The sequence below is a fragment of the Sphingomonas sp. Leaf5 genome, from assembly GCF_001421155.1.
GTDB lineage: Bacteria > Pseudomonadota > Alphaproteobacteria > Sphingomonadales > Sphingomonadaceae > Sphingomonas.
Genome location: NZ_LMJZ01000025.1, coordinates 50,499 through 70,554 on the forward strand (window position 1 = coordinate 50,499; position 20,056 = coordinate 70,554).

At 67.9% G+C, this 20,056-nt stretch carries 21 protein-coding genes; all 21 read right to left on the reverse strand.

Annotated elements, in window-relative coordinates; all coding sequences use genetic code 11:
• Window positions 1-7: 7 nt before the first annotated feature.
• The 21 genes from ASE50_RS17455 to ASE50_RS17550 all read right to left on the reverse strand — a co-directional run bounded on the left by ASE50_RS17455 (window position 8) and on the right by ASE50_RS17550 (window position 19,995).
• Window positions 8-937: a cell division protein FtsQ/DivIB gene (locus ASE50_RS17455; RefSeq protein WP_056403641.1), complete on the reverse strand. Its 930-nt coding sequence runs from the start codon at window positions 935-937 to the stop codon at window positions 8-10.
• Window positions 934-1,857 carry a D-alanine--D-alanine ligase gene (locus ASE50_RS17460; RefSeq protein ID WP_200909459.1) on the reverse strand — a complete coding sequence of 308 codons (924 nt, stop codon included), beginning with the start codon at window positions 1,855-1,857 and terminating at the stop codon, window positions 934-936. The genes ASE50_RS17455 and ASE50_RS17460 overlap by 4 nt, the downstream gene beginning before the upstream one ends.
• The gene (locus ASE50_RS19585; protein ID WP_235512422.1) at window positions 1,854-2,030 is read right to left on the reverse strand and encodes a hypothetical protein; all 177 of its coding nucleotides are present in this window, start codon (window positions 2,028-2,030) and stop codon (window positions 1,854-1,856) included. The genes ASE50_RS17460 and ASE50_RS19585 overlap by 4 nt, the downstream gene beginning before the upstream one ends.
• Window positions 2,027-2,908 carry a UDP-N-acetylmuramate dehydrogenase gene (murB, locus tag ASE50_RS17465; RefSeq protein ID WP_056403644.1) on the reverse strand — a complete coding sequence of 294 codons (882 nt, stop codon included), beginning with the start codon at window positions 2,906-2,908 and terminating at the stop codon, window positions 2,027-2,029. Before murB ends, ASE50_RS19585 begins: the two co-directional genes overlap by 4 nt.
• Window positions 2,905-3,099 carry a hypothetical protein gene (locus ASE50_RS17470; protein WP_056403647.1) on the reverse strand — a complete coding sequence of 65 codons (195 nt, stop codon included), beginning with the start codon at window positions 3,097-3,099 and terminating at the stop codon, window positions 2,905-2,907. Before ASE50_RS17470 ends, murB begins: the two co-directional genes overlap by 4 nt.
• Entirely contained in the window at window positions 3,096-4,502 is a 1,407-nt protein-coding gene (murC, locus tag ASE50_RS17475) for a UDP-N-acetylmuramate--L-alanine ligase (RefSeq protein WP_056403650.1), read from the reverse strand. The genes ASE50_RS17470 and murC overlap by 4 nt, the downstream gene beginning before the upstream one ends.
• Window positions 4,499-5,644 carry an undecaprenyldiphospho-muramoylpentapeptide beta-N-acetylglucosaminyltransferase gene (murG, locus tag ASE50_RS17480; protein WP_056403653.1) on the reverse strand — a complete coding sequence of 382 codons (1,146 nt, stop codon included), beginning with the start codon at window positions 5,642-5,644 and terminating at the stop codon, window positions 4,499-4,501. The genes murC and murG overlap by 4 nt, the downstream gene beginning before the upstream one ends.
• On the reverse strand, window positions 5,641-6,873 hold the full coding sequence (locus ASE50_RS17485) for an FtsW/RodA/SpoVE family cell cycle protein (RefSeq protein WP_056403654.1): 1,233 nt from the start codon (window positions 6,871-6,873) through the stop codon (window positions 5,641-5,643). Before ASE50_RS17485 ends, murG begins: the two co-directional genes overlap by 4 nt.
• Complete coding sequence (murD, locus tag ASE50_RS17490) at window positions 6,870-8,231, reverse strand: UDP-N-acetylmuramoyl-L-alanine--D-glutamate ligase (RefSeq protein ID WP_056403657.1); 1,362 nt, start codon at window positions 8,229-8,231, stop codon at window positions 6,870-6,872. The genes ASE50_RS17485 and murD overlap by 4 nt, the downstream gene beginning before the upstream one ends.
• Complete coding sequence (gene mraY, locus ASE50_RS17495; RefSeq protein WP_056403919.1) at window positions 8,228-9,298, reverse strand: phospho-N-acetylmuramoyl-pentapeptide-transferase; 1,071 nt, start codon at window positions 9,296-9,298, stop codon at window positions 8,228-8,230. The genes murD and mraY overlap by 4 nt, the downstream gene beginning before the upstream one ends.
• Window positions 9,298-10,692, reverse strand: a complete 1,395-nt coding sequence (locus ASE50_RS17500) for a UDP-N-acetylmuramoyl-tripeptide--D-alanyl-D-alanine ligase (RefSeq protein WP_235512423.1) — start codon at window positions 10,690-10,692, stop codon at window positions 9,298-9,300. The genes mraY and ASE50_RS17500 overlap by 1 nt, the downstream gene beginning before the upstream one ends.
• Entirely contained in the window at window positions 10,676-12,091 is a 1,416-nt protein-coding gene (locus ASE50_RS17505) for a UDP-N-acetylmuramoyl-L-alanyl-D-glutamate--2,6-diaminopimelate ligase (RefSeq protein ID WP_056403663.1), read from the reverse strand. The genes ASE50_RS17500 and ASE50_RS17505 overlap by 17 nt, the downstream gene beginning before the upstream one ends.
• Window positions 12,088-13,803 (reverse strand): peptidoglycan D,D-transpeptidase FtsI family protein, encoded by a 1,716-nt coding sequence (locus ASE50_RS17510; RefSeq protein ID WP_056403666.1) that lies wholly within the window; start codon window positions 13,801-13,803, stop codon window positions 12,088-12,090. The genes ASE50_RS17505 and ASE50_RS17510 overlap by 4 nt, the downstream gene beginning before the upstream one ends.
• A complete protein-coding gene (locus tag ASE50_RS17515) occupies window positions 13,800-14,405 on the reverse strand; it encodes a hypothetical protein (RefSeq protein ID WP_156347279.1) in 606 nt (201 codons plus the stop codon). Before ASE50_RS17515 ends, ASE50_RS17510 begins: the two co-directional genes overlap by 4 nt.
• Window positions 14,378-15,328, reverse strand: a complete 951-nt coding sequence (gene rsmH, locus ASE50_RS17520) for a 16S rRNA (cytosine(1402)-N(4))-methyltransferase RsmH (RefSeq protein ID WP_056403672.1) — start codon at window positions 15,326-15,328, stop codon at window positions 14,378-14,380. The genes ASE50_RS17515 and rsmH overlap by 28 nt, the downstream gene beginning before the upstream one ends.
• The gene (locus ASE50_RS17525) at window positions 15,325-15,795 is read right to left on the reverse strand and encodes a division/cell wall cluster transcriptional repressor MraZ (RefSeq protein WP_056403674.1); all 471 of its coding nucleotides are present in this window, start codon (window positions 15,793-15,795) and stop codon (window positions 15,325-15,327) included. Before ASE50_RS17525 ends, rsmH begins: the two co-directional genes overlap by 4 nt.
• Window positions 15,796-16,235: 440 nt before the next feature.
• Window positions 16,236-16,514 carry a hypothetical protein gene (locus ASE50_RS17530; protein ID WP_056403677.1) on the reverse strand — a complete coding sequence of 93 codons (279 nt, stop codon included), beginning with the start codon at window positions 16,512-16,514 and terminating at the stop codon, window positions 16,236-16,238.
• 11 nt (window positions 16,515-16,525) lie between these two features.
• The gene (locus ASE50_RS17535; RefSeq protein ID WP_056403679.1) at window positions 16,526-17,518 is read right to left on the reverse strand and encodes a cysteine synthase A; all 993 of its coding nucleotides are present in this window, start codon (window positions 17,516-17,518) and stop codon (window positions 16,526-16,528) included.
• An 85-nt stretch (window positions 17,519-17,603) separates the two neighbouring features.
• Window positions 17,604-18,395 carry a LysR family transcriptional regulator gene (locus tag ASE50_RS17540; RefSeq protein ID WP_056403681.1) on the reverse strand — a complete coding sequence of 264 codons (792 nt, stop codon included), beginning with the start codon at window positions 18,393-18,395 and terminating at the stop codon, window positions 17,604-17,606.
• On the reverse strand, window positions 18,392-18,790 hold the full coding sequence (apaG, locus tag ASE50_RS17545) for a Co2+/Mg2+ efflux protein ApaG (protein WP_056403683.1): 399 nt from the start codon (window positions 18,788-18,790) through the stop codon (window positions 18,392-18,394). Before apaG ends, ASE50_RS17540 begins: the two co-directional genes overlap by 4 nt.
• Window positions 18,787-19,995: a trans-sulfuration enzyme family protein gene (locus ASE50_RS17550; protein WP_056403686.1), complete on the reverse strand. Its 1,209-nt coding sequence runs from the start codon at window positions 19,993-19,995 to the stop codon at window positions 18,787-18,789. The genes apaG and ASE50_RS17550 overlap by 4 nt, the downstream gene beginning before the upstream one ends.
• Between the last annotated feature and the right edge of the window lie 61 nt (window positions 19,996-20,056).

Consider the following 20,056-nt stretch of genomic DNA (forward strand, 5'->3'; position numbering starts at 1 on the left):
CCCCTGTTCAGTCGACGTCGGTCGGCGGTGCCGCCGCGGTCGCATTGTCGCCAGCGTCGTCCTCGCCCTCGTCCGGCGTCGCATGTTTCATCCGCACGACCAGCTTGGTCGGATCGCGCAGGTCGAACCGGTCATAGCCCTTGCCGAGCAGGCCGAGCGTGCCGTCGAGCTGGGCGAACTTCACCAGCGCCTTCGCCGAATCGGCCTCGCCTTCGGGCAGGACCAGCCGCTCGCCGGTCTGGAACAGGATGTCCCAGCGGCGATTGCCGATCCACACCGCCGCCTTTACCACCGGTTTCAGCGCGGGCGCGGCTGCCATCAGCTTGCGATAGGCGGGTTCCTGCGCATTCGCACCGTCGCCGATGACCAGCGGCAGGCGCGGCATCCGGTTGGGCTGAACGCCGTCGAGCAGCACCCCGCCTTCATCGATCAGCATCAACTGCCCCTTGTTCTGCCACACCGCCGCCGGATCGCGTTCGACCACGTCGACGACCAGCGTATCGGGCAGCCGGCGCGAGACGCGGGCATCGGCGATCCAGCCATAGCCGAGCAGTTTCTGCCGGGTGGCGTCGAGATCGACCAGCGGCATCGCCCGCGACCGCTGGTCGAGTGCCACGGCATAGACCGAGGTCGCGTCCATGCGCTTCAGGCCGGTCACCTCGATCTGTTCGACGCGGAAGCCGGCCGATCCGACCGCTTCGGCCGCCGCCACGCCGACCATGCCGAACAGGCCGAACCAGTTGGCGAGCGCGACGACGATCGCCCCGGCCCCGGCGGTCAAGCTCCAGCCGACGATGCGGCGCGCGGTCGCGGCACCACCGGGTAGCGCCGCGACCGCCTGATCGAGGACCGAGGCACGGACCGGGCGCTTCTGCTGGACGCGGCGCTTGGGCTTGACGGTGCGGGTCTGGACGACGCGCTTTCCGGTCTGGGTCATCGCATCGCTTCTTCCACGATCCAGCCGACAAGGGCTTCGTAGCTCATGCCGACATGGCGCGCCTGTTCGGGGACGAGGCTCAGGGGGGTCATGCCGGGCTGGGTATTGGTTTCGAGGACGAACAGGCCGTCGATGCCCTGATTATCGTCCCAGCGGAAGTCGGTGCGCGATGCGCCCTTGCACCCCAGCACGCGGTGGGCGGTGACGGCATAGGCCATGCAGGCCTGGGCGACATCGTCGGGAATGTCGGCGGGGCAGACATGCTCGGTCAGGCCGTCGGTATATTTGCTGTCGTAATCGTAGAAACCGCTCTTGGGCTTCAATTCGGTGACGCCCAGCGCGCGGTCGCCGAGGACGGCGGTGGTCAGTTCGCGACCGCGGATGAAGGGTTCGGCGAGGAGTTCGTCGAATTCCTGCCATGGACCTTTCGCGTCCGCTGCGATCGGGTTGCCGACATTGCTGTCGTCGGTGACGATCGCGACGCCGACCGAGGAGCCTTCGCTGACGGGTTTCAGGACGTACGGGCGCGGCAGCGGGTCGCGTTCGTGCAGTTCCTGCGTCTTCACGATGCGGCCGCCGGGCATCGGCACGCCGGCAGGCACCAGCGCCTGCTTGGTCAGCACCTTGTCGATCGCGATGACCGAGGTGGCGAGGCCGCTATGCGTATAGCGCAGGCCCATCAGGTCCATCATGCCCTGCACCGTGCCGTCTTCGCCGGGCGATCCGTGGAGCGCGTTGAAGACGAGGTCGGGCTTCGCCTCGGTCAGGCGCGCGGCGATGTTGCGGTCCATGTCGATGCGGGTGACGCGGTGGCCGAGCGATTCGAGCGCGGTGGCGACGCCCGCACCGGACATCAGCGAGACTTCGCGTTCCGACGACCAGCCGCCCATGAGGACGACGATGTGCAAGGGGTCGGTCACGCGGTCGGTTCCTTCGTTATCACACTATACCCGTTTGCTTCGAGCGCAGGGTCGAGCTTGTCGAGACCCGTAGTCGAGAAGGCGGTGGTGACGCGCGCGTTCTCGACGGGCGCTTCTCGACTTCGCTCGAAGCTGCTCGAACCGAACGGGGTGGTTGGTGACAGGTTGGTCACGCCACCCCCACCCGCTGGATTTCCCACTCCAGCGTCACGCCCGAGGCGGCCAGCACCTTCGCGCGGACGTCCTCGCCCAGCGCCTCGATATCGGCGCTGGTGGCGTTGCCGGTGTTCAGCAGGAAATTGCAATGTTTTTCCGACACCTGCGCGTCGCCGCGCGCCAGCCCCCGGCACCCGGCAGCGTCGACCAGCGCCCATGCCTTGTGGCCGTCCGGGTTCTTGAAGGTCGAGCCGCCGGTCTTCGAGCGCAGCGGTTGCGATGCTTCGCGTGCCGACGCGATGCGGTCCATTTCGGCCTGGATCGCCTGCGGCTCACCCTGCTCGCCGCGGAAGGTGGCGGATACGACGATCGCGCCAGCGGGCAGGTCGCTGTGGCGGTAGCGATAGTGGAGGTCGGCGTTGGCCAGCGTCGTCAGCGTGCCGTCGCGGGTGACGACCTGCGCCTTGATCAGCACATCCGCCACCTCGCGGCCATAGGCACCGCCGTTCATCCGCACGAAACCGCCGACCGTGCCGGGGATCGAGCGCAGGAACTCGACGCCGGCAATGCCTGCATCGCGCGCGGTCGAGGAGACGAGGATGCCGCTCGCTCCGCCGCCGCAGGTGAGCGTCAGGCCGTCCGCCACGACCTTGGCGAAGGCCTTGCCGAGACGGACGACGACGCCGGGCACGCCGCCGTCGCGCACGATCAGGTTGGAGCCGAGGCCCAGCCCCATCACCGGCGTCGCGGGATCGAGCGCGCGGAGGAAGTCGCACAGGTCGTCCGTATCGGCCGGTTCGAACAGCCACTGCGCCGCACCACCTGCCTTGAACCAGACGAGCGGGGCCAAAGCAGCGTTCGCGGTCAGTTTGCCACGGACCGGCGGCAGGGTCATTTGCCGCCGCTCCAGAAGCGCGCCCACGCGGTCCATGCCTCGGCCTGCGCATCGACGATCTGCTTGCCGACTTCGCCGATGTCCTTCGTCTCGGCGGTGTCGAGCAACTTGCTCGCCGCGTCGAGCTGCGCCTGTTGCGCGCGCAAAATCTCGCGCTGCATCTCGATCGCGGTGGAGAACCAGTCGCTCATGCCAGTCGCTCACCGATCGCGGCGGGAAGGCCGGCGGCGATCTTGGTGATGTCGCCGGCACCCAGACAGACGATCAGATCGCCGTCCTGCCCTTCGGCGGCGAGCGCGGAGGCGAGCTTGTCCTTGTCCGCCGCGACCTGTGCCGAACGGTGGCCGCGCAGGCGGATGCCGTCGACCAGTGCCTCGGCGCTCACGCCATCGACCGGGGTCTCGCCGGCGGCATAGACGGGCAGGACATGAACGGCATCGGCGTCGTTGAACGCCTGCGCGAACTCATCCATCAGCGCGCCCAATCGCGAATAGCGGTGCGGCTGCACGACGGCGATGACCCGCCCGCCGGTCGCCTCGCGGGCGGCGGAAAGGACGGCGCGGATTTCGACCGGGTGGTGGCCGTAATCGTCGATCACGGTCATGCCCGCCACTTCGCCGACACGGGTGAAGCGGCGCTTCACGCCCCCGAACTTCGCGAAGCCCTGCGCGATCGTCGCGTCGTCGAGACCCAGTTCGACCGCGACGGCGATCGCCGCCAGCGCGTTCTGGACATTGTGGCGGCCGGCCATCGGCAGGTGGATGCCCGAGATCGTGCGGGTCTGGCCGTCACGGTCGCGTACCACGCAGTCGAAGCGGTTGCCGTCGCGGCCCGCCGTCACCTCGACGCCGCGAATGTCGGACTGGGCCGAGAAACCATAGGTCACGATACGGCGGTCGCGTATGCGCGGGATCAGTGCCTGCACTTCGGGGTGATCGAGACAGAGCACCGCCGCGCCGTAAAAGGGCACATTCTCGATGAATTCGACATAGGCGTCCTTCGCCCGGTCGAAGCTGCCATAATGGTCGAGATGTTCGGGGTCGATGTTGGTCACCACCGCGATCGTGCCATCCAATCGCAGGAAGCTGCCGTCGCTCTCGTCGGCCTCGACCACCATCCAGTCGGATGCGCCAAGCCGCGCGTTCGAGCCGTAGCTGTTGATGATGCCGCCGTTGATGACGGTCGGATCGACGCCGCCGGCATCGAGCAGCGCGGCGATCAGCGAGGTTGTGGTCGTCTTACCATGCGTCCCCGCGACCGCGACGGTCGATTTCAGCCGCATCAGTTCGGCCAGCATCTCCGCACGGCGCACCACCGGAATACGCTTCGCCAGCGCATGGTCGCGTTCGGGATTGCCGGGCTTGATCGCGGTGGAAGTGACGACGACCGCCACGCCCTCCACATTCTCCGCCTTGTGGCCGATATGCACGTCGATACCGCGCGCTCGCAGGCCGTCGACGACATAGCCCTCGGCGACGTCCGATCCCTGCACTTTGTAGCCGAGATTGTGCATCACCTCGGCAATGCCCGACATGCCGATGCCGCCGATGCCGACGAAATGGATCGTGCCGATATCGGTCGCGACACCCTTCACGCAAATGCTTCCTTCTGTCGTTTGGCGGGGGCGGTCCTGCCCACTTTCGCCTTGGGTGCGTCGATGCTCTCCACCAGATCGGCCATGTCACGCACCGCGAACGGCCGCCCGCAACTGCGCGCACGCGCCGCCGCATTGGCGAGCGCGGCGGGATCGAGGCCGAGCTTCTGGATTTGCTTCGCCAGTTCCGCGGCAGTGAATTGCGACTGGGCGATCGCCCGGCCACCACCGGCCGTCACGATCTCGCGGCAATTCGCGGTCTGGTGATCGTCGGTCGCACTGGGCAGCGGCACGAGGATCGCGGGACGGCCGGCGGCGGTCAGTTCGGCGATGGTCGAGGCACCGGCGCGCGCGATCACGACATGCGCCCATGCCAGCCGGTCGGGCAGGTCGGGCAGATAGGTCGCGATCTCGGCCGGAATGCCGTGTTGGGCATATTTGGCGCGCACCAGGTCGATATCCTCGATCCGTGCCTGATGCGTCACCTGCATCCGCCGACGGAACGCGACGGGCAACAGCGCGAGACCGTCGGGCACGACCTGGCTGAGGATGCTAGCCCCCTGGCTGCCGCCGGTCACCAGCACGCGGAAAATTCCCTCCGCATCGAGCATCGGATAGGGACGATCGCGCAGGGTGAGGACGCTGTCGCGCACCGGATTGCCGACCAGATGCGTCTTGGGGACATGCTTGTCCTTCAGACGGTCGACCTGTTCGTAGCTGGTGGCGATGGCATCGACGCTGCCCGCGACCAGCCGGTTGACCCGGCCGAGCACGGCATTCTGTTCGTGGACGATCGTCGGCACCTTTTGCGCAAAGGCGGCGAGCAGTGCCGGCAGTGCCGGATAGCCGCCGAAACCGATGACCGCCGAGGGGCGGAACGTCCGGTACAGTTCGATCGCCATCGACCGCCCGGCCAGCATCTGCCGCCCGGCCTTCAGCCAGCCGATCGGCCCGCCGCTCAACCGACCGGCGGGCAGGACATGGGTCTGGATGCCGTCGAACAGGTCGGGGAACCGCACGCCGCGTTCGTCGCTGACCAGCGCGACGCGGTGGCCGCGCCGGGTCAGTTCGACCGCCAGCGCGGCGGCAGGAACCATATGTCCCCCGGTGCCCCCGGCGGCGAGGACATAATGTTTGCTCATTTCGCTCCGCTCCAGCGCTGTGGGCCGTAAGGTGAGCGGCTCAGATACGGGTTCCGGCGGGTGAAAGCGAGCAGCAGTCCCATCGCCGTCGACAGCGCGATCATCGACGACCCGCCATAGGAGATGAACGGCAGCGTCATCCCCTTCGACGGGGCGATTCCGACATTGACCGCCATGTTGATCAGCGCCTGCGCCCCGAACTGCACGGCGAGGCCGGCAGCGGCGAGCAGTTTGAACGCGTCCTCCTCATCGAGCAGGCGCACGAAGACGCGCACGACGATCGCGAGGAAGATCAGCGCGATGATCGCACAGGCGATCAGGCCGAATTCCTCCCCGACCACGGCAAAGATATAGTCGGTATGTGCCTCGGGCAGCTTGAACTTCACGCGCCCGCCCCCGGGACCGGTGCCGATCGCACCGCCGGCGGTCAGCACGGCATGGGCCATGTCGACCTGATAGCTGTCGGTCGCGGCGCTTTGCGGGTCGGGGAACAGGAAGCCATCGATGCGAACCCGCGCCGTGCCGTAGAAGGTGTAGGCGGCGGCGACCAGCCCGACCCCTGCCCCGGCAAGCAGCGCCATGGTGCGGACCGAAATGCCCGAGATCACCAGCAGCGCCGCCCAGGTACAGCAGAAGATGACCGTCTGGCCGAAATCGGGCTGCAGCATCAGGCAGCCGGCGATGACCGCCGTCAGTGCGCCGGTGACCCACAGCATCGGCAGTTGCGGGTCCTTGGCGCGCAACGACAACAGCCATGCCGTCGTGACGATGAACATCGGTTTGAGAAATTCGGACGGCTGGAACTGGCCGATGCCGAGACTTACCCAGCGCCGCGCGCCATTCGCCTCCACGCCCACGAACGGGGTGACCATCAGCGCGAGCAGCAGGACGGCGGTGCCGAACAGGCACAACCGCCGGGCGAAGGTAACCGGCAGCATCGATACTGCGATCATGACGGGGAAGGAAAAGGCGATCCACCCCGCCTGTCGCCAGAAATACATCATCGGCGGCACGGTGACGTCGCCGCCCGAATAGCGCACCGCCGAGGCGGGCGACGCCGCGGCGACCGCGACCAGCCCGATCGCGATCAGCACCATCGCGATCAGCAGCAGCACCCGGTCGACTTCGCGAAACCATGCGCCGATCGGCGAGCGGGCGCTGCGGCCCTGCAGCGTTTCGACCCGTTGCCGCAGCGCGCGGACATCCCGCCCGCGTCCCAGATCGGTCATCGCAAAGCCTCCACCGCTGCTGCGAAGGCGCGGCCGCGCGCTTCGAAATCGCTGTACTGGTCGAACGAGGCGCAGGCGGGCGACAACAGCACGGTGTCGCCTGGTTGGGCCTGTTCGGCGGCACTGCGGACCGCTGCGTCGAGCGTGCCCGCGATTTCGACGGCCATGTCGGGGGCGAGCAATTCGGCGAAGCGTTCGGCAGCGGTGCCGATGGTGTAGGCGCGCACGACATTGCCGAAGCCGGGGCGGCAGGCGTCGAGGTCGTCGGATTTGGCGAGGCCGCCGACGATCCAGTGAATGCGGCCGAACGCGCTGAGCGCCGGTGCGGTGGAATCGGGGTTGGTCGCCTTGCTGTCGTCGACATAGGCGACGCCGTTCAGGTCGGCGACGTGCGCCATGCGGTGCGGGAGCGCGCGGTAGCTCTGCAAACCGGCGCCGATGGTGTCGGCGTCGAGGCCGAGCGCCTCGCAGACGGCGATGGCGGTCAGCGCGTTCTGGGCATTGTGCGGACCGGCAAGCGCGGGGCCAAAGGCGAGCGCGTCGGCCGGGACGGCGATGCGAATGGCGTGCGGCAGGGTGTCGGCGATGGCCGCCGACGTCGCGTCGCCGGTGCCGACGATCGCGGCATGGCCAGCGGACTGCATCGCAAACAGGCGTGCTTTCGAGGCGGCATAGGCTTCGAACCCGGCATAGCGGTCGAGATGGTCGGGGGTGATGTTGAGCAGCACCGCGACGTCGCAGTCGAGGCTGGTGGTCAGGTCGATCTGGTAGCTCGACAGTTCGAGGACGTACACGCCGCCTTCGGGCAACGGGTCCTGCGCGAGGATCGGCAGGCCGATATTGCCGCCCATTCGCGCGGGGATGCCGGCTTGGGTCAGAATGTGGTGGATCAGGGCGGTGGTGGTCGACTTGCCGTTGGTGCCGGTGATGCCGACGACCTTGTGCGGGGGCAGGTCGGCGCGGGCCTGCGCGAAGAGTTCGATGTCGCCGATGATGGGGACGCCGCCAGCGTGCTGGGCGATTGGGTGGCGGTTGAGCGGCACGCCGGGCGAGACGACCACGCCGTCGAAGCCGGTGAGGTCGATCGACAACGGGTCGGCAAACGTTAAAGCCCTCTCCCCTTCAGGGGAGAGGGTTGGGAGAGGGGCAGTCGCGGGCGCTGTCGTCGGAGAGGAAGAAGGCCCCTCTCCCCGACCCTCTCCACGCAAGCGGAGAGAGGGAGAACGGCGCGCCTCATCGCCATCCCACGCCACGACCTGCGCGCCGCCCGCCAGCAACGCACGCACCGTCGCCGCACCCGAGCGCGCCAGTCCCAGCACCGCGAATTTCTTCCCCGCCCAGGCGGCAGCGGTAATCACCGCAGTTTCAGCGTCGACAGGCCGGCCAGCGCCAGCACGAACGCCACGATCCAGAACCGGATCACCACCGTCGCCTCGGCCCAGCCGAGCTGTTCGAAATGATGGTGGATCGGGGCCATGCGGAAGATGCGCTTGCCGGTGCGCTTGTACCAGAACACCTGGATGATGACCGACAGCGCCTCGACCACGAACAGGCCACCGATGATCGCCAGTACGATTTCATGGTGCGACGAAACTGCGATCGCGCCCAGCGCGCCGCCGAGCGCAAGGCTGCCGGTATCGCCCATGAACACCGCCGCCGGGGGCGCATTGTACCACAGGAACGCCAGCCCCGCGCCGACGATCGCGCCGCAGAACAGCGCGAGGTCGCCCGCGCCCAGCACGTGCGGAATACCCAGATACGCGGCGAACTTGGCGTTGCCGACCATATAGACGATCAGCATCAGCGCGACCGAGGCGATGATGACCGGCATCGTCGCCAACCCGTCGAGCCCGTCGGTCAGGTTCACCGCATTGCCGAACGCGACGATCGTGAAGGCGGCGAAGATGATGTAGAACGGCCCCAGATCGATCGCCACGCCCGAGAAGAAGGGCACGTAGAGCATCGTGCCGGTCTGGCGGATGATGATCCAGCTGGCGACGCCGGCGATGAAGAATTCGAGCAGCAACCGGACCCGGCCCGAGACGCCGGCGGTGCTGGCCTTTCGCACCTTGTCATAATCGTCGAGGAAGCCGATCGCGGCGAAGCCCAGCGTCACGAACAGGCAGGCCCAGACGAACGGATTGGCGAGATCGGTCCACAGCAGCACCGCGACCGTGAGCGAGGTCAGGATCATCAGCCCGCCCATGGTCGGCGTGCCGCGCTTGGCGAGGTGGCTCTGCGGTCCGTCGAGGCGGATCGGCTGCCCCTTGCCCTGTCGCACGCGCAGCCAGCCGATGAAGCGCGGACCGATGATGAGGCCGAGGAACAGCGCCGTCGCCGTCGCCGCACCGGTGCGGAACGACAGGTAGCGGAACAGGTTCAGCACACCGGGAAAGCCGAGATATTCGGCGATTTCGTACAACATCAGTTCTGGCCCCACAGGTCGGCGACGACCCGCGCCAGCCCCACCCCGTTCGATCCCTTTACGAGTACCGCATCGCCAGGCAGCAGCAGGTCCGACAGGACCCGCGCGGCGGCGGCGGCGTCGGGCACATGGACGGTTTCGACGCGCCCCTCAAGCGCCTTGGCAAGGGGGAGCATCCCCTGCCCCACCAATATGGCGCGCGAAACGCCCGCTTCGTCGATCGGGACCGCCAGCGCGGCATGATAGGCGTCGGACGAATCCCCCAGCTCGCGCATTTCGCCCAGCACCGCGACGCGGCGCCCGGCGGTTTCGGCGGCCAGCACCTTCAGCGTCGCGCGCATCGAGGCGGGGTTGGCGTTGTAGCTTTCGTCGATGATCAGCGCCTCGCCGTCGCCGACCGCGATCCGGCGACGCGCGCCGCGCCCGGCAAGGCCATCGAGATCGGCGAGCGCCAGCCCGGCCACGCCGAGATCGCCGCCGATCGCATCGATCGCCGCGATCACCGCCAGCGAATTGGCGACCCAATGGTCGCCGGGCTGCGCCAGCGTGTAGCTGACCTCGCGCTCGCCCAGCCGGGCGGTCACGAAGCTGTCGCCCGAGGAGAGGCGGACATGTTCGATCGCGCGGACATCGGCACCCTCGCGCAGGCCGAACGTCACGATGCGGCCGGCAAAGGGCGTGGCCGCCGCGATCAGCGTGTCGCGGTGCGGGCTGTCGAACGGCACGATCGCGACGCCGCCGGGGGTCAGCCCTTCGAAAATCTCGCCCTTGGCGCGGGCGATCGCGTCTTCCCCGGTGAAGAATTCGGTGTGGGCGGGGGCGATGGTGGTGATGATCGCGATGTCGGGCCGGACCAGCCGCGTCAGCCGCGACAGCTCGCCCGCATGGTTCATGCCCATTTCCAGCACCGCCGCCCGCGTCGTCGCGCGCATGCGAGCGAGGCTCAAGGGTACGCCGGTATGGTTATTGTAGCTTTTGACCGAGCGGTGCGCCTGTCCGAAGCTGACGCGGTCGAGCGCGGCGAACAATGCTTCCTTGGTGCCGGTCTTGCCGACCGATCCGGTGACGCCGATGATCCGCCCGGTCGTGCGGGCGCGGGCGGCATGGGCGAGCAGGTCGAGCGCGGCAGTGGTGTCGGACACCAGCACGTGAGGCCCGTCGACCGGCTGCGACACCAGTGCGCCCGCCGCCCCTTGCGCAAAGGCCTGTGCGACGAAATGATGGCCGTCGGTCGCCTCCCCCGACAATGCCACGAACAGGTCACCAGACCCGACCTCGCGGCTGTCGAAGGCGACGCCGTTCGCGTCGAAGTCGGCCGAAGCGATACCGCCGGTCGCAGCGGCGATCGCTGCCGATGTCCAGAGCGGACCGGCTCCGTCAGCCTGCACAGTCACGCGCCACCTGCACGTCGTCGAAGGGCAGGATCATGTCGCCGACGATCTGGCCCTGTTCATGCCCCTTGCCCGCGATCAGCACGATGTCGCCCGACTGCGCCATCGCGCACGCGGCGCGGATCGCGGCGCGACGGTCGCCGATCTCGGTCGCGTCCGGCGCGCCCGCCAATACCTGCGCGCGGATGCTCGCGGCGTCTTCGGTGCGCGGATTGTCGTCGGTGACGATCGCGACGTCGGCATGGTTCGCCACGACCTCGCCCATCGGTGCCCGCTTGCCGGTGTCGCGGTCGCCGCCCGCACCGAACACGACGATCAGCCGCCCGGCAGCGTGCGGACGCAGTGCGGCAATCGCCGCCTCCAGCGCATCGGGGGTGTGGGCATAGTCGACATAGACCGGCGCGCCATTAGGCAGGATCACCGCGCGTTCCAGCCGCCCGCGCACCGGCTGCAACCGCGCCAGCCCGGCCAGCGTCGCGGCGAGGGTGCCGCCGGTCGCCAGCACCAGCCCGGCGGCGGTCAGCGCGTTCGCCGCCTGATAGGCGCCGATCAGCGGCAGTTGCACCTGATGTGCCTGCCCCTCGGCCTCGATCGTCAGCGCCTGTCCCAGCAAGCTCGGCACGCGCGCGGTCAGGCGCAGCGTATCGCCATGTTCGCCAACGGTGATCAGCGTGTTGCCGCGGACGCGCGCCAGATCGATCACGCGGTCGGCATGGGGATCGTCGACCCACACCACCGCCGTACCGTCATCGGCCAGCATCTCGGCGAACAGGCGCAGCTTGGCGGTCAGATAGGTGGCCATGTCACCATGATAGTCGAGGTGATCGCGGCTGAGATTGGTGAAGGCGGCGGCGCGGACCGGCAGCCCTTCGGTGCGATATTGCGACAGGCCGTGGCTCGACGCCTCGAACGCGACATGGGTCACGCCCTCGCGCGCCAGCCCGGCGACGTTCGACAGGAAGGTGACGATGTCGGGCGTGGTCAGCCCGGTGACGACGCGTTCGTCGGCGGTGGTGACGCCCAGCGTGCCGATCGATGCGGCGTGATGCCCCTGCATCCGCCACAACTGTCGCACCATTTCCACGGTGCTGGTCTTGCCATTGGTGCCGGTGACCGCGACGCAGGTCGGCGGGAACGGCGCGAAGAACTGCGCGGCGGCACGGGCAAAGGCCTCTCGCGGGTCCCGCACGGCGATATGGACCGCGCCCTCGACCACCGCTTCGGGTCGGGCGACGACGGCGATCGCCCCGGCGGCAATCGCGGCGGGAATATAGTCCTCGCCATTCACCCGCGCCCCTTCGAACGCGCCGAAGACGGTGCCCGGCGCGACCTTGCGATGGTCGATCGCAAAGCCGGTCACGATCTGCGGTTCGTCACCGCCGGTAATCGTCCCTAATTTCATTCCACGTTCGCCAGTTTCTTCGCATCACCCGGCGCGTGCCACAGCAGCCCGCGCAGTCCGGCGACGTCGATATCGGCATTGGCGTCGGGAATCACCCCCAACAATGGACCGGTCCGCGAGATGACGCGGCTGACGACCGGTGCGGCGGTCCATGCCGCACTGGTGAAACCGAACGTCTCCTTCGTCCCCTTCGGGCTGTCGAGCATCGCGATCACGACATAGCGCGGACGATCCATCGGAAAGACGGCGGCAAAGGTCGATACGTTCACGCGCTTCGAATAGCCGCCATGCGCGCCAACCGTCTCGGCGGTACCGGTCTTTCCACCGACGCGGAAACCGGGAGCTTCGGCCTTCTTGCCGGTACCGTCGGTAACGATCAGGCGCAGCAGCCCACGCATCTTGGCGCTGGTCGCTTCCGAAAACACGCGGCGACCCGCCGGAGCCTGTCCGGGCTTCAGCTTCAGGATCGTCGCCGGACGCCAGATGCCACCATTGACCAGCGCGGCATAGGCGCTGGCGAGGTGCAGCGGGGTAACGGCAATGCCATGCCCGAAGGCGGTGGTCATGGTCGTCGTCCGGCCCCAGTAGCGCGGCCAGATCGTACGCGACTTTTCCAGTTCGATATCGGGCGCGGCATCGAAATGCAGCGAGCGGAACAGCTTTTCCATCCGCGCCTGGCCCATTTCGTCGGCGATACGTGCAGTGCCGATATTGGACGAATGGACGAGAATTTCGGGGACGTTCATCCAGCGTTTCTGCGCGTGATCGTCGCGGATGCGGAAGCCGCCGACATGCAGCGGCTCGGTCGCGTCGTACCGCTTCGACAGCGACGGGACGACCCCATCGTCGAGCGCCGCCGCCATGGTCAGCGGCTTGAACGCCGAGCCCAATTCGTACACGCCCTGCGTCACCGTGTTCATCTGACCGGTGTTCGCGGTGACGTGGTTGGGATTGAAGGTCGGCAGCGAGGTCATCGCGATCACTTCGCCGGTATCGCTGTCGAGGACGACGCCGCCCGCGCCGCGCGCCTGGAACACCGCCATCGCATTGGCGAGTTCGCTCTCCAGCGCGGCCTGCACCCGCGTGTCGAGGCTGAGCGCCACCGGACGCCCGCGTTCGGCCGGGTCGATCAGCCGCGCGTTCAGGAATTTCTCCATGCCGCGCACGCCGCGCCCGTCCATGTCGAGATAGCCGAGCGCATGGGCCGCCATCGCACTTTGCGGATACAGGCGTTCGGGTTCCCGGCCCAGCGCGATGCCCGGTTCGCCGAGCGCATTCACCGCCTGCACCAGTTCGGGCAGCGCCCGGCGGCGCAGATAGACGAAGCCGCGGTCGAGATTGAGCTGCGCGTAATAATAGGCCGCGTCGTGATCGGGCATCAGCGCGGCGAGCTGCTCGGCCAGTTGCCGCTTGTCGCCGATCACCTTGTCGGGACGCACCGCGATCGACCACGCATCGATGGTCCGCGCGAGCGGCGCGCCGTTGCGATCGACCAGATCGCCGCGGAGCGGGACCAGCGCCGCTTCCGCCGCGATCGCCGAACGCGGTTCGGCCATGACGCCAAGCAGCATCAGTCGCACGAGAATAGCCGCCACCCCTGCCGCGAACAGCAGCATCAGCACCATCAACCGGTAATGGGCGACGTTCACCAGCGTATGCCGGGCGCCATCGGCACGCTGCTGGTTGAGCGAAGGGGCGACGACGACGATCACGGGCGGGCGGCTTCCTTGCGGGCGGAGCGGGCCAGATCGGCCATCGTCGCATCGCTTAACAGGGTTCGGTCGAGCATCGCCACTGCCCGTGCCTTTGCCGGGATCACATCCGCCCGTGCCGTCTGTACCGGGCCGACCGGCTTCACGTTGCGCGCCGGTTCGACCCTGACAGGCGCGGACGCGGCGACCGGCGCTGCGGCGGCGAGGGCCGGTTCGGGGGCCGGCGCGGCCTCCATCGGCGCGCTGGGCACGACATAGGCGAGCGCGACATTGCCGCCCTCGGTCCGGCCGGGCAGCGACGCCAGCTGATGCTCGCCACCGACATATTGTTCGGCGCGCGGCGCGGCGAGCGCCAGCACGTCACCGTTCCAGCGTTCGAGCTGCGCCATGTTCGCGCGGGTATCGAATTCGGTTTCGAGCGAACGGATGTCCTGTCGCGCCTGCACGATCGACCGCTCGATCGCCTCGACGCGCCCGCGCTCCGCCGCGCCCTGCGAGATGACGAGGTAGAAGGCGGGGGCCATCACCCCCAGCGCCACCAGCTTCCCCAACGCTCCGAACCCGAACGCACCCATCACATCGCACTCCCGGTCGAATTCCACGGCGCAGACGCCGTGCGAAGCCCCACGCGCAACGTCGCCGAACGCGCGCGCGGATTGATCGTCACTTCTTCGTCGCTTGGCCGCACCGCCTTGGCGATGTTGCCGAAACTGGGGGCCGGTCCCTGCACCACCACCGGGCGGTGCCGCGAACCGGCAGGCATCGCGCCGCCGCGTGTCCGCAGGAAACGCTTCACGATCCGGTCCTCGAGGCTGTGGAAGCTGACCACCGACAACCGCCCGCCGGGACGCAGCACCCGCTCCGCCGCGTCGAGCCCGGCGGTCAATTCGCCCAGCTCGTCGTTCAGGTGAATACGGACCGCCTGGAACGCGCGGGTCGCCGGGTCCTTCTTTTCATGCGGCCGGTGGCCGAGCGCCCGGCGCACGACCGCCGCCAGTTCGCCGGTGCGCGACAGCGGCCGCGCGCCGACGATGAAGTTCGCGACGCGGCGGTGGCGCGGCTCCTCGCCATAGCGGTCGAGCACGTCGGAAATCTCGGCCTCATCGGCAGTGTTCAGCCATTCGGCCGCCGTCATGCCTTCCCGGCTCATCCGCATGTCGAGGGGGCCATCCGATTGAAAGGAAAAGCCTCGATCGGCCTGATCGAGTTGCATCGAGGATACGCCGATATCCATGACGACCCCGTCGACCGCGTCAATGCCGCGCGCCGCCAATTCACCCGCCATCGCCGAAAAAGGTGCCTCGATCAGCAGCAGCCGGTCGCCGGCTTCGTCGAGCAGCGGCCTGGCAGCGACGTGCGCGGTCGGATCGCGGTCGAACGCGATCACCCGCGCGCCGGCCGCGAGCATGGCACGCGTGTAGCCGCCCGCGCCGAACGTCGCGTCGACATGGGTCTCGCCCGGCTGGATCGCGAGCGCCGCGACGGCCTCGGCCAGCAGCACCGGAATGTGGGGAGCGGCGGTCATTGCAGCCCCTTCTCTTCCATCAGGAATTCGCACAGTTCGCGGGTGTCCGCGTCGATCTCGGCATCGGCGATCAGGGTGAACGGGTCCCAGATGTTGAAGGTGTCGCCGCGCCCATGGAAGAACGCCCATTTGTCGATCTTCGCCCGGCGACGATAAAAGGTCGGCAGCACGAAGCGCCCGGCACTGTCGAACGGTGCCGATTCGAGGTTGCCGAACGCCTTGCCCGCGACATTGTAGTCGGTGTCGACATCCTCGTCGCTGCCCTGCGGCCGGCGCGAGTACAGGATCTTGGGCCAGGCGGTGTCGAACGCGCTGAGGCAGACATGCTTGCCGTGCCGCTTGATGAGCAGTTCGCGGGCGTCGGCGTTCTTCTCCAGCACCGAGCGCAGCTTGGCAGGCACTGCGACGCGACCCTTCGCGTCGACCGCCTGTAGCCCATAGCTCAGGTAGAGTTCCCTGTCCGACACATCGCCCCTGTTCGGTCACGCAGGAGAAGCGTCGCGCCCGGCAAATACGCGCCGCGCGAGAAGATTCGACGATCCCAGGACCTGCCCCCTGTGACGGTTAAGGAAGTATCAAAACTAGATCTGGGTAACAATGGGCGAAGTTGGGTGAGGATGGGATTTTACCCCACCGCGATGTCGATTTATGGGATGTACGTCGTTTGTTCTCAAGCACTTTTCCGCTTAGCCGGGCACGGGGATGGAAGGGTACCCCATTCGGGGTAGAAGGCGGTGCGCGACAGGTGCGGATGGGCGGCCGGACCGTCGCAGTCGGGCGAGACTGGCACGCGCTGAGTTCCTCGACTCCAGACGGAAGGCCGGTTGCGCCGCCGCATCGGCAGCGGCGAACGACTGTTGCTCGCAGAGGAGATCACGCGGCAGACGGTGCCGCGCGAGCAGAAGGTTCAGCGCGTTTCGGGGGTTGCCGCGTTATCGCCCGGCGCGGTGCCCGGCGATATGCCCAGTTCGGCAAGCGGTTCGTCGGGATTGCTCGCGGTCAGATTGGCGAGCGCGGCATTCGCCGAACCCTCGACCGCCGCGACGTCCTCGCCGATCGGCGGTTCGTCGATGGCGGAGCGGAACAATGCGCTTGCAAGCACGATCAGAAACACGACCAGCACGAGACCGGTCGCGCCGACGCGCAGGCGTTGCAGCAGTTGCGATTGATCGGACCGTGGCAACATTCGCAGGCTTGTTAGGCCGAAGTCTCCGCGCTGTCGACCACCAACCCCTTCGCCGTTAACCATTCCGGATTGTAGAGCGTCGACAGGTACCGGAAGCCGGTGTCGCACAGGATCGTCACGACGCGACTGCCCGGCCCCAATTGCCGAGCGAGCAGCACCGCGCCCGCGACGTTGATGCCCGACGACAGGCCCAGACACAGCCCTTCCTCGGCCAGCAGGCGGCGGACCCAGACCATGCCTTCGGCGTCCGACACGCGAAACTGGGTGTCGATCGGCGCACCGTCGAGATTGGCGGTGATCCGCCCCTGCCCGATTCCTTCGGCGACCGACGATCCTTCCGACCGCAATTCGCCATGGGCATAATAATCGTACAGCGCCGCGCCGTGCGGATCGGTCAGCGCGATGGTGACCGATTCGTCCTTTTCCTTCAGACCCAGCCCGACCCCGGCCAGCGTCCCGCCGGTCCCGGCGGCGCAGGTGAACCCGTCGATCCGCCCGTCCATCTGCTCCCAGATTTCGGACGCGGTGCCGGTGATGTGCGCGCGGCGATTGGCAATATTGTCGAACTGGTTGGCCCAGATCGCGTTCGGCGTTTCCTCGGCGATCCGCCGGCTGGTGTGCACGAAGTGGCCGGGATTCGAATAGGGTGCGGCCGGGACCAGAACCAGCTCGGCCCCCAGCGCGCGCAGCGTGTCCATCTTCTCGCGACTTTGCGTCTCGGGCATGACGATGATCGTGCGATAGCCCTTGGCATTGGCGACCAGCGCGAGCCCGATGCCGGTATTGCCCGCCGTCCCCTCGACGATCGTCCCGCCGGACTGAATGAGGCCACGCGCCTCGGCATCCTCGACGATCGACAGCGCGGCGCGATCCTTCACGCTGGCACCGGGATTGGCGAATTCGCATTTAGCGAAAATCTCCGCCCCGGCGGCCTCGCTCGGCCCTTTCAGGCGGACGAGGGGCGTGTTGCCGATCAGAGCGAGGGTGTCGTGGGCGGTGTGCATGGAGTGCAGATGGCCCGGACCGGGCACCGGGGCAAGCCGGCGGCGCGGTAGAATGGGTTGGTTGCGGGCAACGGGGGCTTTGCGCCTACCCCGCCAGTGCGTCGACCAACGCCTTCACCTTCGCCTGCCGCCATTGCGGCAACGGCGCGACCAACCAGTATCCCTGCCGGCCGCCCTTCGGTTCGCCGACCACCGCCACCCGTCCGGCAGCGATGTCACCGCGTGCGAGCAGTTCGGGCACCGTCGCCCGGCCCAGTCCCGCCACCGCCGCGTCGATCGCGAGGCCGGCGTCGGCGACCCGGACCAGCGCCGCCGCATCCTCCGGCTCGCACCCGGCCCAGCCGATCCGCGTGTCCGCACCGCCGCCGGCGCGTTCGATCGTGACCATGCCGTCCGATTCGAGCGCCTCGCCCTCATGCGCGCCCGGCCCGTCGCCCCAGCGGATGGCGAGGTCGAGATTGGCTTCGGTAAAGTCGATCGCATCGTCGGACGCGACCAGGGCGAAGCGCAGTTCGGGATCGGTCGTCGCGATCCGCGACAGGCGCGGGAGCAGCCACTTCTGGGTCAGGTCCCGCGGGGCGGCGATGGTCAGCGACTTGGACGACTGGCCCGCCTGCATCGCGCGGACCGCTTCCTCGAATTGCAGGAAGCCGCCGCGCAGTGCGACCAGTCCGGCCTCCCCCTCGGGCGTCAGCTCCAGACCACGGGTCGTGCGCCGGAACAGGACGACGCCCAGCGTATCCTCCAGCGCGCGGACCTGCTGCCCGACCGCCGCCGGCGTCACCGCCAGTTCATCGGCGGCGCGGGTGAACGACAGGTGCCGCGCGGCGGCGTCGAGCACGCGCAGGCCGTTTAGCGGGAGGTGCGTCCGTTTCATGCCCCGACCGCCGGTGCCAGCAGGGCAAAGCGCGGGATCGCCACGTCGAACGTATCCCCGTCATCGGCGAGCATCTGATAGCTGCCCTGCATCGCACCGCTCGACGTGGAGAGCGGACAGCCCGACACATAGTCGAAGCTGCTGCCCGGTTCGATCACCGGGAGTTCGCCGATCACGCCTTCGCCCTCCACGCTATGCCGTTCGCCGCGTCCGTCGGTGATGATCCAGTGGCGGGTCAGCAACTGGACGGTGCGATCCGACCCGTTCTCGATCCGGATATGATAGGCCCAGAACCAGCGGCCCTGCGCGGGCTGCGACTGTTCGGGCAGATAGGTCGCCGATACCCGCACCGCGATGCCGGCGGTCGTCGCCTCGTGCGGGAACAGCGCCTTCATAGGGCGACCGCCCGCAATGCCTGATCCAGATCGGCGATCAGGTCTTCGGGATCTTCCAGCCCGACATTGATGCGGATCATCCCTTCGGAAATCCCCATCTCGATCCGCTTTTCCTCGGCCAAGCCCGAATGGGTGGTCGAGGACGGATGCGTCATCAGCGACCGCGAGTCGCCGATATTGTTCGAGATATCGATCAGTTGCAGCGCATCGAGCAGCCCGTGCGCCTGCGCGCGCCCGCCATCGAGTTCGAACGAGAAGATCGGCCCGGCCATCTTCATCTGGCGCATGCACAATTCGTGCTGCGGATGGCTGGGCAGGCCCGGCGCGTTGATCTTCGGCACGCGCTTTTCAAGGAAGCTGGCGACCTTCAGCGCGTTCTCCGACTGGCGCATCACGCGCAGGTCGAGCGTCTCCAGCCCCTTCAGCACCACCCACGCGTTGAACGCGCTGAGCGTGGGTCCGGTATTGCGCGTGAACGGCAGCAGCACGTCGTCGATGAACGCCTTGGTCCCGCACACCGCCCCGGCGAGCACGCGCCCCTGCCCTTCCATCAGCTTGGTCGCGCTATAGGCGACGACGTCGGCACCGAACTCCATCGGCCGTTGCAGTGCCGGGCTGGCAAAGGCGTTGTCGACGACGGTAACGATGCCGCGCTCACGCGCCGCGGCGCAGATCGCGGTCAGGTCGGCGACATCCATCGTCGGGTTGGCCGGCGTTTCGAAGAACCAGACCTTCGTAGCGGGACGGCTGGCATCGATGAACGCCTGCGTATCGCGCGCGTCGACCACCGTCGTCTCGATCCCGAATTTCGGCAGCAGCGTATCGGTCAGCCAGCGACACGATCCGAACGCCGCGCGCCCGCCGACCAGATGATCGCCCGCCGACAACTGGCACAGCAACGACGCGGTCATCGCCGCCATACCGGTCGCCATCGTCCGGCACGCCTCGGCACCCTCCAGCAGGGCGATGCGCTCTTCGAGCATCTCGACGGTCGGATTCTGCAACCGCGAATAGGTCATGCCGACCTGCTCACCCGCAAAGCGCGCGGCGGCATCGCCCGCGCAATCATAGGCATAGCCCGAGGTGAGGAACAGCGCCTCCGACGTCTCGCCATATTCGCTGCGCGCGGTGCCGCCGCGCACGGCCTGCGTTGCGGGACGCCAGTTGGCGGTGATGCTGCGGTCTTGTCCGGTCTTGCGCTTCATAGGCGGGTCTTTGCGCGCTTGGGCCGAGAATTTCCAGTGCCGATGCGGCGCGGGGCGTCCT

Excerpts from the sequence above, each read along its gene's own strand:
- rsmH (WP_056403672.1), bottom strand. The coding sequence starts at position 15,328 with ATGACCGCCGCTCCCCACATTCCGGTGCTGCTGGCCGAGGCCGTCGCG.
- apaG (WP_056403683.1), bottom strand. The coding sequence starts at position 18,790 with ATGAAGGCGCTGTTCCCGCACGAGGCGACGACCGCCGGCATCGCGGTG.
- ASE50_RS17540 (WP_056403681.1), bottom strand. The coding sequence starts at position 18,395 with ATGAAACGGACGCACCTCCCGCTAAACGGCCTGCGCGTGCTCGACGCC.
- ASE50_RS17485 (WP_056403654.1), bottom strand. The coding sequence starts at position 6,873 with ATGACCGATCTGGGACGCGGGCGGGATGTCCGCGCGCTGCGGCAACGG.
- murB (WP_056403644.1), bottom strand. The coding sequence starts at position 2,908 with ATGACCCTGCCGCCGGTCCGTGGCAAACTGACCGCGAACGCTGCTTTG.
- ASE50_RS17470 (WP_056403647.1), bottom strand. The coding sequence starts at position 3,099 with ATGAGCGACTGGTTCTCCACCGCGATCGAGATGCAGCGCGAGATTTTG.
- ASE50_RS17455 (WP_056403641.1), bottom strand. The coding sequence starts at position 937 with ATGACCCAGACCGGAAAGCGCGTCGTCCAGACCCGCACCGTCAAGCCC.
- murG (WP_056403653.1), bottom strand. The coding sequence starts at position 5,644 with ATGAGCAAACATTATGTCCTCGCCGCCGGGGGCACCGGGGGACATATG.
- ASE50_RS17550 (WP_056403686.1), bottom strand. The coding sequence starts at position 19,995 with ATGAAGCGCAAGACCGGACAAGACCGCAGCATCACCGCCAACTGGCGT.
- ASE50_RS17530 (WP_056403677.1), bottom strand. The coding sequence starts at position 16,514 with ATGTTGCCACGGTCCGATCAATCGCAACTGCTGCAACGCCTGCGCGTC.
- ASE50_RS17535 (WP_056403679.1), bottom strand. The coding sequence starts at position 17,518 with ATGCACACCGCCCACGACACCCTCGCTCTGATCGGCAACACGCCCCTC.
- ASE50_RS17505 (WP_056403663.1), bottom strand. The coding sequence starts at position 12,091 with ATGAAATTAGGGACGATTACCGGCGGTGACGAACCGCAGATCGTGACC.
- mraY (WP_056403919.1), bottom strand. The coding sequence starts at position 9,298 with ATGTTGTACGAAATCGCCGAATATCTCGGCTTTCCCGGTGTGCTGAAC.